This window comes from Qipengyuania sp. HL-TH1 (genome assembly GCF_036365825.1).
Lineage (GTDB): Bacteria > Pseudomonadota > Alphaproteobacteria > Sphingomonadales > Sphingomonadaceae > Qipengyuania > Qipengyuania profunda.
Genome location: NZ_CP142675.1, coordinates 792,111 through 805,506 on the forward strand (window position 1 = coordinate 792,111; position 13,396 = coordinate 805,506).

13 protein-coding genes are annotated in these 13,396 nt (G+C 57.0%); 7 read left to right on the forward strand and 6 right to left on the reverse strand.

The features are described from left to right. Positions 1–14: 14 nt before the first annotated feature. On the forward strand, positions 15–233 hold the full coding sequence (locus tag VWN43_RS04490; protein ID WP_320180497.1) for a hypothetical protein: 219 nt from the start codon (positions 15–17) through the stop codon (positions 231–233). 50 nt (positions 234–283) lie between these two features. Here VWN43_RS04490 and VWN43_RS04495 read toward each other — a convergent pair whose 3' ends face one another. Then, on the reverse strand, positions 284–784 hold the full coding sequence (locus tag VWN43_RS04495; protein ID WP_320180496.1) for a hypothetical protein: 501 nt from the start codon (positions 782–784) through the stop codon (positions 284–286). Between the two features lie 12 nt (positions 785–796). Beyond that, positions 797–1,759: a toll/interleukin-1 receptor domain-containing protein gene (locus VWN43_RS04500; RefSeq protein ID WP_320180495.1), complete on the reverse strand. Its 963-nt coding sequence runs from the start codon at positions 1,757–1,759 to the stop codon at positions 797–799. A gap of 300 nt (positions 1,760–2,059) precedes the next feature. Between VWN43_RS04500 and VWN43_RS04505 the strand changes: the two genes are divergently transcribed. Further along, a complete protein-coding gene (locus VWN43_RS04505; protein ID WP_320180494.1) occupies positions 2,060–3,541 on the forward strand; it encodes a TM0106 family RecB-like putative nuclease in 1,482 nt (493 codons plus the stop codon). Positions 3,542–3,955: 414 nt separating this feature from the next. Continuing rightward, positions 3,956–5,986, forward strand: a complete 2,031-nt coding sequence (locus tag VWN43_RS04510; RefSeq protein WP_320180493.1) for an ATP-dependent nuclease — start codon at positions 3,956–3,958, stop codon at positions 5,984–5,986. 68 nt (positions 5,987–6,054) lie between these two features. Here VWN43_RS04510 and VWN43_RS04515 read toward each other — a convergent pair whose 3' ends face one another. Then, positions 6,055–6,309: a helix-turn-helix domain-containing protein gene (locus tag VWN43_RS04515; protein WP_320180492.1), complete on the reverse strand. Its 255-nt coding sequence runs from the start codon at positions 6,307–6,309 to the stop codon at positions 6,055–6,057. 467 nt (positions 6,310–6,776) lie between these two features. Between VWN43_RS04515 and VWN43_RS04520 the strand changes: the two genes are divergently transcribed. Beyond that, positions 6,777–8,132: an RNA-binding domain-containing protein gene (locus VWN43_RS04520; protein WP_320180491.1), complete on the forward strand. Its 1,356-nt coding sequence runs from the start codon at positions 6,777–6,779 to the stop codon at positions 8,130–8,132. A gap of 45 nt (positions 8,133–8,177) precedes the next feature. On the opposite strand, the gene VWN43_RS04525 is transcribed toward VWN43_RS04520, so the two are convergent. Beyond that, positions 8,178–9,101, reverse strand: a complete 924-nt coding sequence (locus tag VWN43_RS04525; protein ID WP_320180490.1) for a HEPN domain-containing protein — start codon at positions 9,099–9,101, stop codon at positions 8,178–8,180. Positions 9,102–9,581: 480 nt separating this feature from the next. Next, a complete protein-coding gene (locus tag VWN43_RS04530) occupies positions 9,582–10,292 on the reverse strand; it encodes a Crp/Fnr family transcriptional regulator (RefSeq protein ID WP_320180489.1) in 711 nt (236 codons plus the stop codon). A gap of 102 nt (positions 10,293–10,394) precedes the next feature. Between VWN43_RS04530 and VWN43_RS04535 the strand changes: the two genes are divergently transcribed. From VWN43_RS04535 to VWN43_RS04545, 3 genes are read left to right on the forward strand one after another with little or no spacing between them, the layout of a single operon-like run. Beyond that, positions 10,395–11,537, forward strand: a complete 1,143-nt coding sequence (locus VWN43_RS04535; RefSeq protein ID WP_320180488.1) for a beta-ketoacyl-ACP synthase III — start codon at positions 10,395–10,397, stop codon at positions 11,535–11,537. A gap of 39 nt (positions 11,538–11,576) precedes the next feature. Beyond that, positions 11,577–12,329, forward strand: a complete 753-nt coding sequence (locus VWN43_RS04540; RefSeq protein ID WP_320180487.1) for a phosphatidylserine decarboxylase — start codon at positions 11,577–11,579, stop codon at positions 12,327–12,329. After that, a complete protein-coding gene (locus VWN43_RS04545) occupies positions 12,326–13,138 on the forward strand; it encodes a CDP-alcohol phosphatidyltransferase family protein (protein ID WP_420493517.1) in 813 nt (270 codons plus the stop codon). The genes VWN43_RS04540 and VWN43_RS04545 overlap by 4 nt, the downstream gene beginning before the upstream one ends. Here VWN43_RS04545 and VWN43_RS04550 read toward each other — a convergent pair. Continuing rightward, the gene (locus VWN43_RS04550) at positions 13,122–13,358 is read right to left on the reverse strand and encodes a hypothetical protein (protein WP_320180486.1); all 237 of its coding nucleotides are present in this window, start codon (positions 13,356–13,358) and stop codon (positions 13,122–13,124) included. The two genes, VWN43_RS04545 and VWN43_RS04550, sit on opposite strands and share 17 nt — an antisense overlap. Positions 13,359–13,396 lie beyond the last annotated feature (38 nt).

The following is a 13,396-nucleotide window of genomic DNA, read 5'->3' on the forward strand; positions in this document are numbered from 1 at the left end:
GCGGAGGGAATGCGATGGACATTATTCGGCTACCTAAGGGAAAACCTGTTGCGTATCTGAAACTCAGCAAGGGCTGGAATGGTCAGGTCCAATCAGGTTTCATGCTTCAGGGCGCCATGTCCGGATTTTCCGAGAATGGAGAATATGCGACTGTCGAACTTGCCGAAGCGGCAGCTCGGAAGCACGCAGAGCAGCGCGACGCAGCTTTTCTTATCATTGCTGATGATACCTAACCTCGTTTCGATATTCTTTGAATGTCGATCCGGAAATCGTGCAGATTGGCTCAGGCCTGAACTTCCACACAATTGACCAGCACGAGCTCACGTTTTTCCTGACCTTTTCCAAGAACGATGCGCCATCTGGTAAAGCCTGCTCTTGCACTGGTTTCGCACGTTGGCAGATCGGTTATCATTGGAAGAGACATGGTTTGGCCTACTCGTTCACGCGCACTCCTGACTACTATCTCAAGTCTGTCCTGTGTGCGGATCAACGATCCAAGCGCACGATTGCCGCTATCAGGATCATAGACCGACGTTTCATCAAGCTCGATTGCAATCTGCGAAATCACGATACCCTTCAGAAAATAGGCGTCTTCCTCGTCATCGGGTCTCCCGTAATGAAAGAACCGGAACCGATCTTCACCGGTTAGGAAAACGGCGAAAGTTCCGCGACCTTCCAGTCGCAAGGGGATGAAGCATCCTGAACGCTCGTCGTGCGGGATCACCAATGACATGTGAGGTGCGCCGGCTAGCGCGCCTACAGCAAGTTCCGAGGGTGATAGCATCGACCGCTCCTCTCAATTGTGCTGCAGTGGCTCGATCAGCATTGCCCAGTAATGCTCCGCTGCGCCTTCCTGAGAAAGCTTCGCCTCTTGCTTTCCGTTGATCGCAGCAGACATTCCAAAGCTCTTCAGAAAGAGCGATTGATCGTCCGCATCGACGGAAAGGGATTCGTTGAGCGTGTTGCTGGAATCCGTTTCACCATGAACGAAAGCTATGCCGTTCCCGGTGAACCCGCCGCCCAGGAAAATTGTGCAACGGGCAAGTGCTTTGCCACTTCGATAGACCGACGCGGTAAAGCGGTTTCCATCAACTCGGCGGAATACGCCTTCGATTCCGTCATTGCGATCCTGCAATTCAGCGAGCGAGTTTTGGAAGTACCGAGCGATAAATTCGAAGCTATCGACGCGAAACTGATCCTTCTGTCTCTCAGTAAATTGCTTCGCCAATCGCAGGTTGCTGGACCTCGGATTCGTCGCCTCGTTCGCCAACCTACCTTGCACTTGAACAGTAGGGTTTAGTTGAACGGACTGGGCGCCAGGCTCGAGCTTCTCGACCGCTTTTCGGATTGCCTTGGCCACTTCGAGGAAGGCCTGATCGCGGTCTGGCCACTGCGTAATCGGCTTTCCATCCGGAGGCGTTGCATTGATCTTACCGAATGGCGCGTGATGCCACTCGCATGCGCGTAGGATTACGGGAATTACGATTGCCTCGCCAGCCTCGTGGCGCTCCATGGCGCGCAGCATTTCGCGATCATAGCAATAGTCTGATGCGAGGAAATTAGGACTTACCAGCAGCAGAATGATGTCGTCGTTCTCAACATGCTGCATGATCTCGGGCTCGAATTCATCGCCTGCACCGATACGCCGGTCGTGCCAAACCTCAATCGCGCCTTGCCGCCTTAGCATCGCAAGCTGAGTTTCCAATTGATCGCGAAGATTTTCGTCCGCGTGCGAATATGAAAAGAACAGGCTTGCCACTTCTCGCGCTTCCTCCCTTGTCGCCTTCGCACAATTTGGTACGAACGCCCATAAACACAAGCTCATATCCGGCCAATTAATGCGATCTGGTGAGGCAACTAGGGGGCTTCCGAGACTGGGCATGAAGCGGTTTGTCTGCATCTGGGCGACCTCCAGAGAAGCGGACGCAACGCTTGCGCAATTTCAACGTCGGTAGCTTACCGCCTTCATTTTCTGTCTCGCAGTGAAAATCAATTTCTAGAATTCAATCTGTGTCGGCTCGCTTGATTGAGGAAAAGAGCGGGTGAGGGGAGATTTCCGATGGCCAAGGTGACTGCTGCACAACTTTACGACTACATTGCGTGTCCCCACAGAGTTGCGCTCGATACATTCGGGGAAATCGCCGAACGTGAAGAGGTCAGCCCGTTCGTACGCCTCCTTTGGGAGCGGGGCAGTGCTTTCGAACGGCAGGTCGCTGAAACCCTCCCAGAAGAAACGGAGGTTATCGTGGATTTGGCGGGGGAAGAAAAGCTGAGCCGCACAATCGAAGCAATCGCGGCACGCCGTCCGGTCATCTATGGAGGACGCATCGCGTCGGACGGCCTGCTAGGGGAGCCTGACCTTCTGATCTTGCGTGGTAATGGTTACATCGCGGCTGACATAAAGTCTGGCCGTGGCGAGACCGGCGGCGACGAAGGCGACTATGGATCGCTCAAACCCCACTATGCCGTCCAGGTAGCCCTCTACACAGAGATTCTGGAGAAGCTCGGCCAAAGCTCGGGGCGCATAGCAGAAATATGGGACATTCGAGGCGAGCGTGTCCCATATGATTTTTCCGAAACACGCACGAAGACGGGCACAGAGACTTGGTGGGACTTCTATGAGCGCGTGCGCGACGAGGTCACACTAATTCTTGACGGGGTAGTCGAAACGAAGGGAGCCTTGGCCTCCATTTGCGGGCTTTGCCACTGGCGAGCTAAGTGCAAAACTGAGCTCGTCGGAGCCGGCGATCTTTCTCTCATTCCCGCGCTAGGTCGAGCCCTCCGTGACACAATGTCGGATACCATTGGCTCGGTCCAGGAGTTTGCGATTAGCGATCCTGAGGCCTTCATCGAAGGGAAGAAGACTCAGTTCCCGAGGCTTGGTGCGGACCGGCTGAGACTCTTCCATCAACGAGCGCAAATGCTCACAGAGCCAGAGGCAACAGCTTTCCTGCGCGCTCCAGTTGAGCTTCCGATTACTGACACGGAAATCTTCTTTGACATCGAGGCCGACCCGATGCGTGATCTCGTCTATCTTCACGGATTTGTTGAAAGGCTGCGAAGCGATCCGACGAAAGAAACATTCACCGCCTTCTATGCGGAAGGAGTGGAACGGGAACACGAGCGAGAAGCCTTCGCTGGCGCAATAGATTGGATCAAGCAGCGCCCCAACGCCACGCTTTACTATTATTCGAAGTATGAGCGGACGGAATATCGCAAGCTGCAACAGCGTTATCCGGACGTCTGTTCTGCAGAAGATATCGAAGAGCTCTTCACTCCCCCTCGATCCATCGATCTCTATTATGATGTCGTCCTGAAAGCGACCGAGTGGCCCACCTATAATCACTCGATCAAGACCTTAGCGAAGCACCTCGGCTTTGAGTGGCGGGATACGGATCCTTCAGGAGCCGCATCAATCGAATGGTTTCATCGGTGGGTAGAGAGCGGTGACCCAGCTATCAAGCAGCGTATTCTGGATTACAACGAGGACGATTGCCGAGCTACAGCGGTTTTGCTGGACGGTATTAGGCAACTAGACTGATAGGCTAAAAGAAACGTGCCCGCATGTCGTTGATTGCCCGGCGCTTGTCTCATAGTCTTTTGACCAAACAAACAAGATCGGGATGAACTGTGGAACCATATAGAGATTGGGATAACGATTCCGGAGTCCGCGCCTTTGAGATTTCCGAGGGCCAAATTGACGTTCAATTCAAGACTGGAGCAGTTTACCGATATACAGCTACCTCAGTCGGGCCGGAGAATCTCGATCGAATGGTGACTCTTGCGCGAGCCGGGGAAGGCCTAAACTCCTTCATAAACAAGGTCGTGAGCAAGCGGTATTCAGCAAAGCTGCGATGAAAACGTCGCCCTGGTAGCGGGCTTTCCAAAGAGCTGGCTGACAAGTCTCTTGGCTGCCTGTGAAATGAGGGCCGTAGCTCACATTTAGGAGGATGAGGTGCAGCTTGAACGTGCGCGCATCAAGAATTTTAGATCACTGAAAGATGTCGAAGTTGCATTCGGCACGCACACAGCACTGATCGGGGGCAATGGTGCGGGCAAATCCTCAATCCTGAAGGCTATAGAGACCTTTTACTCTACGTCGAAGACATGCGATGCCGACGACTTTTTCGGCCGTGATCAGACCCAGCCAATAGAGATCGAACTAACGTTTCACCAACTGAGTGACCATGAGATCGCTGCTTTCGAGGAGCGAGTGCGTGATGGAAAGCTGGTCGTCACAAGAATTTTCGATCAGAGCCCATCAAGCGGCAGGTATCACGGTGTCGTGCCGCAGAATCCCGATTTTGTAGCAATCCGCGCCCACGCTGCCGCTACGCCAAAACGTGCTGCCTACAATGCGCTCCGCGAGAACAATCCAGTCTATGCTGGGCTACCGACAGTCGGAAGTCAGGCGGCGGTCGATCAGGCGCTTCTCGATTGGGAAACAAACAATCCAGAGCAACTCGAATTGCTCCTCGATGATGGTCAGTTTTTTGGCTTCCAAAACAACAGTCGGGGCAAGCTTCAGCAACACACTAGCTTCGTTTTCATCCCTGCCGTCCGAGAGGCGTCTGTAGACGCGGCTGACGGTAAGGCCAGTGTGATCGGAAAACTGCTCGAACTATTGGTGCGAAGTCAAATTCTCCAACGGCCCGACGTTCAAGCTTTCAAGGCAACTATGACTGAAGCGTACCAAGCGTTGGTAGCTGACGACAACATGCCGGAACTTGGCGCACTCGCCGGAACGCTCACCAACGATCTGCAAGGCTTGTATCAGGATGCCGAAGTCTCGTTGAACTGGCGCGAAATTGGCGAAATGCCGGTCCCTCTGCCTATGGCGGACGTATTTCTTAAAGACGATGGTTTTGGCGCTCCTGTCGATCGGCAGGGCCATGGTCTCCAGCGCGCGTTTATTTTCACGCTCCTCCAGCATCTCGCGCGCGCAACTGTAAAGGAAGGTAACGAAGTTACCGTGGATGCAAACGTCGATCCTGATGCGCCTGGGCCGGTTGTTGCACCCGCACAAGCGCCCACTCTGATCTTGGCGATCGAAGAGCCCGAGTTGTACCAGCATCCGACAAAGCAGAGACACTTCGCGGACGTGCTGCGCGGTTTGAGCAGCGGCACGCTCCCAGGCGTGCAAGGTCATACGCAGATAATATTTGGCTCCCATTCGCCTATGTTCATTTCAATGGGCAAAGCTGATGAGATTAGATTGGCACGGCGGGCGCCCTGCGCCGATAGTGAGTTCAAGCAATGCGTATTGCAGGCACTCGACTTGTCGAACGTTGCGCACAAACTCAGTGTGGCCTGGGACAAGCCCCCGGAGCAATTTACTGCCCTCACTCTCATTCCGAGATTGCACATTCTCGGCCCCGAACTTTCCGAAGGCTTTTTTGCGAATGGCGTCATTCTCGTCGAGGGGCGCAGCGATAAGGCGGCGCTCACAGCGACGGCGCGCATGATGGGTGTGAACTTCGAGGCGGCTGGAATCGCCATTCTCTCAGCCGAAGGAAAGGCAAATCTCGACCGTCCGTATGTGATCTTTCGCGAGTTGGGCATCCCAACCTTTATTCTCTGGGATTGTGACCAGCAGTTGCCTGAAGAAAAGCGATCACCCGCAACCGATCTTGCGCTTTCTCGGCTAGCGAAGCCCGAGCAGCAGTTTGAAGCCGCACCGACAACTGATCTGATTGCGGATTGCTACGCCCACTTCGAGAAAACGCTGGAACTGAAACTCAAGGACGATCTTACGCCTGACGTGCACGCGGCATGTCTTGCTGAAGCGTGTGAACCATTTGGAGTCCATCCAAGCAAGGACAGCCAAAAAATACCTGACGTCGTCTATGGAACGCTCATTCGGGCGCATGAAGAGGGTCGTGAGAGCGAAATGCTCAAGAATCTCGTTCGTGCAATGTGGCGCTACTTTCGAGATGAGGAAATTCCAGACGGGCCGGAGGCAGTAGCTGCGAAAGCTCAGAATTAGCTGCATTGCTGCTCCAAGAAGCGGTCTTGCCGTGAGGATTCCCGTGTGAACAAGGTGCGGATGTATGGTCAAGGAGCCTTGTCGGTAGATTGATTCAATCCTTTGCGTTTTTTCTCGACAAGAGATCTAAGGCTCTCGGTCAGAACAAGCGTCGAACTGCCGAGCTTAATGATCTCGATCTTACCCTCGTTGATCAGCACATAGAGAGTGCTTCGTCCGATCCCTAGATAGCGACACGCTTGGGGAACACGCATTGTGATCGGTTCGATGGTGGTTCGGTGCTTAGGGTCAGCGGAAGTCTTGCTCGTGTCCGGTATCGACATTCCGGTCGGTCCTTTCATCTTTAGAGTGATGACGGGCCGACCTGGGGACATAGAGGGGGAGCAGGTCAGGCCCGCCATCGACACCGATTATCCTTCGATCAGGCCCGATTGCGCCACATGACGTTTCTACGCTGCGGCAGCCGATCTCACTCCAGTGCGCAGGTGTGCGAGATCGCCTGAGAACGATGCATCTGCACACATCCGTATGGACAAGTTTAGACGAGAGCTCTCTGGCAAATCGTGACGATCTTGAGCATCATTCAAGCAAGCGCCGTCGCCAACTAAACTGAAAAAAAACGAAAATTTTTGAAGACCGCCGCACGGTTGCTTTAAGAGCCGTCGCAAATTGCTCAACGAAACCAACCACCTGCCGCCCGACCGACGGCGCTGCTTTTATCTCGCCATCCCTTCCATTCCTTCTTATCCTTCTCATCAGCGCCGAAATATAAGGGAGCTCTCAACTTGCCATGACGGACGAAGTGCAGGATCGATTTTCGGAACTACTTGTCGAGCCTCGAGAAGATTTGGACGTCGAAGTCAAAAACTGGCTTGATCTGAAGTCAGATGAGAATGCGAAGGCCAATTTCGCCAAGGCAGCCCTAGCGCTTGCTAACAATGGCGGCGGCATCATCATCATCGGCATGACTGAAACTGACGAAGGGATGGTCCCCTCGGAGGGGCGACCGCGATCCCTCGAAGCTTATGGGGTAGATCATCTAAACGGGATCATTCACAACTACGCTGATCCGGCATTTCATTGCGCTGTTCATCTTCGTTCGGGACCTGACGGGCTGCTCCATCCGATTGTCGTGATACCTGGCGGGCATCGCGTCCCGGTAAGATCCAAGCGCGGCGGCCCAAATGGGCAGATCGTCAAAGACAACAGCATCTATATACGGCGTCCCGGACCACGTAGCGAAGTCCCGCAGTCCGCACATGATTGGGACACTCTATTGGCGCGTTGTTTGTCGCACAGGCGTGATGAAATGTTCGACCAAATTCGGGCACTAATCTCAGGAGCGGTCCCCGAGGCTTCCCTTGAAACGACACCAGATCGACTGACTGAATGGAGCGAGAAATCGTTAGAGCGTTGGCTCGATCTACGAGATGGATTGCCAGTAGATGCACCCGAGCGATGCCCTCATGGTTACATGTGGTACGCATTCGAATTTGATGGAGAATTGCGCGAGCTTCCAGGCGCCAAATTCAGTGAGGCGTTACGCGACTCTGAGGTCAATCTGAGTGGTTGGCCGCCATTTTGGTACCCGACGCGATTCGGTATTCGCCCCTATCCCTTTGAAGGACTGGTAGAATGCTGGATCGGCGGCGACAACGAAGAGGGTTTCGGCAATCACGGAGCCGGAATGGCCGATTTCTGGCGTGTGTCTCCTGACGGTTTCGGCTTCTTCCTACGGGGCTATCGCGAAGATGATCTATCTGGTTCCCGGAATATGCCCGCTGAACCAGGAACGTGGATCGAGGTCGAGTGGCCCGTAGCGATCACAGCTGAAGTCTTGGCGTATATTGAAAGTCTGGCAAGTCGCTTATTGAGCGGCTCCTACAGTGTGAGATTGTTGGCTTCTTACACAGGGATGGAAGGTCGTAGGCTATACAGCATCGGAACCAGATACATTCACCATAGGATTTCCCGCCAAGCGACAATTTCGCTTGGATCAGCGTTCGATGGCGCGATGCTGGGGCCGAACTCAAACGAGCTGGTCCACCAGTTCCTCCAACCGTTCTACAATGTCTTCGATTTCTTCGATCTACCGACATCGCTTGTGACCGAGGTGATGAGTGCACTGCGCCAGCGGAAATATTGATCTGACCTAACGTTGATGACTGTGGCCATTGACCGCTGATCTCAATCAGTCGTTGGTTTCAGTCCTCAACTTTGCAAGCCGCTCCGAGCACACCGCGTGCACGACACGGCCTAGCTCCTCGACTTGCTCGCCGAGCCACTCAAGTTCTTCCTTCGTGATGCGATAGTGTTTCGAGTAGCGCGCCTTGACGTAGGCTTCCTTGAGCTTCTCGAAGCGCGCACGATCGCGTTTGGTCTCGCGAGGCCAGACATAGGTGAGACGCGCGTCGATGCGTTCAGCTTGGGTGCGTAGAAAGCCGAGATTGTGAACGTGGGGTGTGTAAAAAGTGCACACAAGGAGAACTGTATGGTACATCCGCTCTGCCGATTGGTGCAGATCGAACACAGCTTTTTTGAACTTCCCACGAGCCTTAGCGTCGACATAGCCGTCGAAGAAATCTGATGCGCTCGGCATCCAGTCTTCAAAATACTCCTGCGCCATCGCCAATGCCTGCTGCGGGGTCTTGGGCTTGGGCGTGTGGAGCTCAGTTTCATCGGACTGGTAGAGCGCGATCCCGTCCTGCTTTACGTCCATGAAGAAGTAGCGCCCGTGCGCCAGCCCATCGTTCACTTCCTGCAGGGTGTGCACGATGAAATTGACCGGAGTCTTGAGCGACTTGGTCACGCCATATTCGCGCATCAGCCTGTCATCGAGCTTCGACCAGTATTTGACCCGGTCGACCAGCCGCTTGTCGTTGACGATAACGAGCAGGTCGTAGTCCGACTGATAGCCCTTGGCGGTATGCGGCTCATCGACCCAGGTACCGCGCGCGTAGCTGCCGTAGAGGATCACCTTGAGGATGCGCCCGGCTTTCTTCCATTCGTGCCTGGCGAGCGCGAAGGCATCGTCGAACTCTTCGAAGATCAGCTGCACCACGCGTTCCAGCTCGCGCTGCTTCTGTGGCGGCAGGTGATCAAGGTCGGTCTTCATTATCCGACGCCTAGCAAGATGCTGGAATGGTTGCACCTGCCGATCAGATTTCGTCCGCAATGTCTTCTCATCGGACTCCTTGAGTCAGTGTGAGCTTCGTACGTCAATACCAAGAACTGGGGAGGGGGCCAAATTTAGTTCTCGCGTCAAACTTGCACCCAGGTGCTCGACGGCCGTGAACGGTGCCTGTAGGTGGAGTTCGGTAGGTCTCCAACGACCCCGAAAATCGCATGTGAGTGTCTTGCGAAAGACCGAAATATTCAGCTTAATTGACGAAAAGCTGAATCGAACAAGGCTTATATGAACAAAAATGTGGGGGAGAGTGTGGGGGAGCGTTTACGCTGCATCTGAGTACTAGATTGATTTCAAAGTCTTATTTTTGAAGTTCGATTCAAGCCCTGCCACCACCGCCACCCTTTCCGAAACTCTCATATCCGTTGACGTCGTCGGGATCTTCGGCGGCAATCCGCGTGATTGGGATTACCCTGCGCGCTGCTCGAGGTCGGCGCGGTCGCGCAGGATGATTTCGCGCCGCGAGGGGAGTTCGATCGCGCCTGCGCTGCGCAGGCGGGTCAATTGACGGCTGACCGTTTCGATCGTGAGGCCGAGTACATCGGCGATCTGCTGTCGTGACACGGGCAGGATCAGGCTGGTCTGCGCGCCCGCGACGCCGTTGCCCAGTCGGTCGGCCATTTCGAGCAGGAAGCTGGCGACCTTTTGTTCGGCATTCATGCGGCCAAGCAGCAGCATCCAGCGCCGGGTTCGGTCGAGTTCGCCGAGCGTGCGTTCGAGCAATTTGTGTTCGAGGCGCGGATGTTCGCGGGCAAAATGGTCGAAGTCCGCGCGTTCGAACACGCAGATCTGCGCCTCGGTCAGCGCTTCGACGCCATAAGGTGAGGTTTCCCCGAAGGGCCGACCGAGGAAATCGGAAGGATAGACGAGGCCGAGGATCTGCTCCTTGCCGTCGGCCGAGTGCGATGACAATTTGAGCACGCCCTCGATCACATTGGCGACCAGCACCGCCTCGTCGCCTTCCCACATCAGCTGTTCGCCCGCTGCCAGGGTGCGGCGCCGCCCGATGGTGTTGAGCAGGTCGATCTCGCGCTCGTCCAGCTCGGCGCAGATCGCCCGGTTGCGAATGGCGCAGCTATCGCAAAAGTTGCGGGGGCGCGAAGGCTGCATATCCTGCATGTCGCCAGCACTATCGGGTGCCCGCGGCGATGCCAAGGCATGTCTGCACCGCGGGCAGGACCGGAACTTGCGGGATGGCCGGAGCCGGACTAACCAGCCGGCATGAGTCACGATAGCAATTTAACGGGGCGCCCCGTCATCTCCTCCACCGGGCTGTTCACGCCCGAAGGCACCATCACCAACGAAGAGCTCGTCGAAAGCTACAATCGCTACGTCGAGATATTCAATGCCGACAATGCGGAAGCCATTGCATCGGGGGAAGTCGAAGCGCTTCAGCCGAGTTCGGTCGAATTCATCGAAAAGGCGAGCGGAATCAAGGCGCGCCATGTGATGACCAAGGCGCCCATCCTCGATCCGGAAATCATGGCGCCACGGCTGCGCGAGCGGTCGAACGACGAACTTTCGGTGATGGCGGAAATCGGCGTGAAGGCGGCGCGGCAGGCGCTCGAGCGGGCGGGCCGCGATGTTGCGGATGTCGATGCGGTGGTATGCGCGGCGTCAAACATGGAACGGGGCTATCCGGCAATGGCGATCGAAATCCAGCAGGCGCTGGGCATCGACGGCTTCGGCTTCGACATGAATGTCGCCTGCTCCTCGGCGACCTTCGGCATCCAGACTGCGGCCGACTATATCCGCTCGGGCAATGCCAGGAGCGTGCTCGTGGTCAGCCCGGAGATTACCAGCGGCCATCTCAACTGGCGCGATCGTGACAGCCATTTCATCTTTGGCGATGTGGCCACGGCGGTGCTGGTCGAGGATGTCGCTGTGGCGCCCAAGCAGCATTGGGATATTCTCGGCACGCGGCTGAAGACCGTGTTCTCGAACAACATCCGCAACAATTTCGGCTTCCTCAACCGCGCTTCGCCCGAGGGTGAGGGCAAGCCGGACAAGCTGTTCGTCCAGGAAGGCCGCAAGGTGTTCAAGGAAGTCGTCCCGATGGTGGCCGAGATGATCGTCACCGAAGCCGAGCGGCTGGGCATCGAACCGCAGACGCTGAGGCGGCTGTGGCTGCACCAGGCCAATGCCGGGATGAACCGCCTGATCGCACAGCGCGTCTTGGGCCACGAGGCCACGCCGGACGAGAGCCCGACGGTGCTCGATACCTATGCGAATACGTCGAGCGCGGGTTCGATCATCGCCTTTCACAAGCACAATGAAGACCTTGCCGCGGGCGATACGGGCCTGATCTGCAGCTTCGGCGCGGGCTATTCGGCGGGTGCGGTGTTCGTGCGTAAGGTGGCATAACATCTTGTGACTGCTGCCCGCAGGCCCTACTTGGCCGACATGGCAGGTGATTTACTCGACAATCGTGGCCGCGGCGATGTTCGCTGGTCATGGCCCCCGATCCATCCCGAAGGTCGCAAGTTCGGCGTCATCGCGGTGCTTGTCAGCCTTGTGTTCCTGATCGGTCTCGACTGGGAAATCATTGGCTGGCCGCTGTTGCTGCTGTCGCTTGGCGTGTTCGCGTTCTTCCGCGATCCCGAGCGCGTGGTGCCGCAGGATGACAATCTGCTCGTCGCCCCGGCCGATGGCCTGGTGTCGCTGATCGCCGAAGTCGAACCGCCCGAGGAATTGATGATCGACGATGGCAGCGGCCATGCCGGGCTGACGCCGGGACCGGTCACGCGCATTTCGATCTTCATGTCGGTGTTCGATGTCCACATCAACCGCACCCCGATCGCCGGGACCGTGCGCCGCGTGGTCTATATCCCCGGCAGTTTCGTCGACGCGGGCCTCGACAAGGCGAGCGAGGAAAACGAACGCCAGCACGTCCTGATCGAACGGATGGACGGCCAGAAGATCGGCTTCACGCAGATCGCCGGCCTCGTCGCGCGGCGGATCGTGCCCTTCGTCAAGCCCGGCGACAGTGTCGGCGTGGGCCAACGGATCGGCCTGATCCGCTTTGGCAGCCGGGTCGATGTCTATCTGCCCGCCGGGACCGATTCCCGGGTCCTGCTCGGGCAGAAGGTCATCGCGGGTGAAACCGTGCTGGCCGAAATCGGTTCGCAGCGGTTGATCGAGGGCGTGTCGCAGTGACCCCCCCAAGCGCCGACCCGGAGGGCGGAGCCCGCCTCGGCCCGAAGGCGACGGAAGACGAGCAACCCACCGAGGTACACACGCGGGCGCTGACCCTACGCGCGATGATCCCCAATGCGATCACCGCGGCCGCGCTGTGTTCGGGCCTGACCGGGATCCGGTTCGCGATTGACGAGAACTGGTCTGCTGCAGTGGTGGCAGTGATCATCGCCGGGATCCTTGACGGGGTCGACGGACGGATCGCGCGCGCGCTCAAGGCGCAGTCGCGGTTCGGTGCGGAGCTCGACAGTCTCGCTGATTCGCTGAGCTTCGGGACTGCACCGGCAATCATCATCTTCCTGTGGTCGCTGGTGGCCGAGCCGCGCCTCGGCTGGTTTGCCGCGCTGGCGTTCGCGATTTGCTGCGCGCTGCGCCTTGCGCGCTTCAATGCGCAGATCGATGTGTCCGAGCAGCCGCACAAATCGCTTGGCTTCCTGACCGGCGTTCCCGCACCGATCGGGGCGGGGCTCGCCTTTTCGCCCTTCTATCTGTGGATGGCCACTGGTCTCGACTTGCTGCGCCATCCGCTGCTGGTGGGGATCTGGCTGACCGTCATTGCGCTGCTGATGATTTCGAACATGGCCACGCCGAGTTGGACCTCGCTGCGTCCGCGCCGCGGGATACGGCTGGAGGTTCTGGCATTTGTGGGCCTGACCTTCGCGGCGCTGCTGGTCGAACCCTGGTGGACGCTGAGCGCCATTTGCGCCGGGTATCTGTTGCTGCTCCCCTACAGCCTGCTGCGCTATTCGCGGGTCAAGCGGCGTAGCTGACCCTACCGCCGGCGGAACGTACCGTACCCGACCGATCGAACGCGGCCTGCGCAACGGCAGTCGTGGCCGGTCGCAGTGCTGGCAATGGGGCGGGCGCGCCCTTCAATTCACTCCGCAGCCGGGCGAAAGTGGACCACCAGCGCAGCCCGCTGTCGGCGAGCACGGTCGCGGTTGCCAGGCCGATGGCAGCGAGAAGGGTAATGAGGAACAATGCGAACATCGCGAAATCTCCCTGCCCGGTTGCCGACAAGCCTGTTG

Bases quoted from the DNA above. Each gene is read 5' to 3' on its own strand.
- VWN43_RS04505 (WP_320180494.1), top strand. From the start codon at position 2,060: ATGGCCAAGGTGACTGCTGCACAACTTTACGACTACATTGCGTGTCCC.
- VWN43_RS04530 (WP_320180489.1), bottom strand. From the start codon at position 10,292: ATGCAGGATATGCAGCCTTCGCGCCCCCGCAACTTTTGCGATAGCTGC.
- VWN43_RS04540 (WP_320180487.1), top strand. From the start codon at position 11,577: ATGGCAGGTGATTTACTCGACAATCGTGGCCGCGGCGATGTTCGCTGG.
- VWN43_RS04520 (WP_320180491.1), top strand. From the start codon at position 6,777: ATGACGGACGAAGTGCAGGATCGATTTTCGGAACTACTTGTCGAGCCT.
- VWN43_RS04550 (WP_320180486.1), bottom strand. From the start codon at position 13,358: ATGTTCGCATTGTTCCTCATTACCCTTCTCGCTGCCATCGGCCTGGCA.
- VWN43_RS04490 (WP_320180497.1), top strand. From the start codon at position 15: ATGGACATTATTCGGCTACCTAAGGGAAAACCTGTTGCGTATCTGAAA.
- VWN43_RS04535 (WP_320180488.1), top strand. From the start codon at position 10,395: ATGAGTCACGATAGCAATTTAACGGGGCGCCCCGTCATCTCCTCCACC.
- VWN43_RS04495 (WP_320180496.1), bottom strand. From the start codon at position 784: ATGCTATCACCCTCGGAACTTGCTGTAGGCGCGCTAGCCGGCGCACCT.
- VWN43_RS04525 (WP_320180490.1), bottom strand. From the start codon at position 9,101: ATGAAGACCGACCTTGATCACCTGCCGCCACAGAAGCAGCGCGAGCTG.
- VWN43_RS04515 (WP_320180492.1), bottom strand. From the start codon at position 6,309: ATGTCGATACCGGACACGAGCAAGACTTCCGCTGACCCTAAGCACCGA.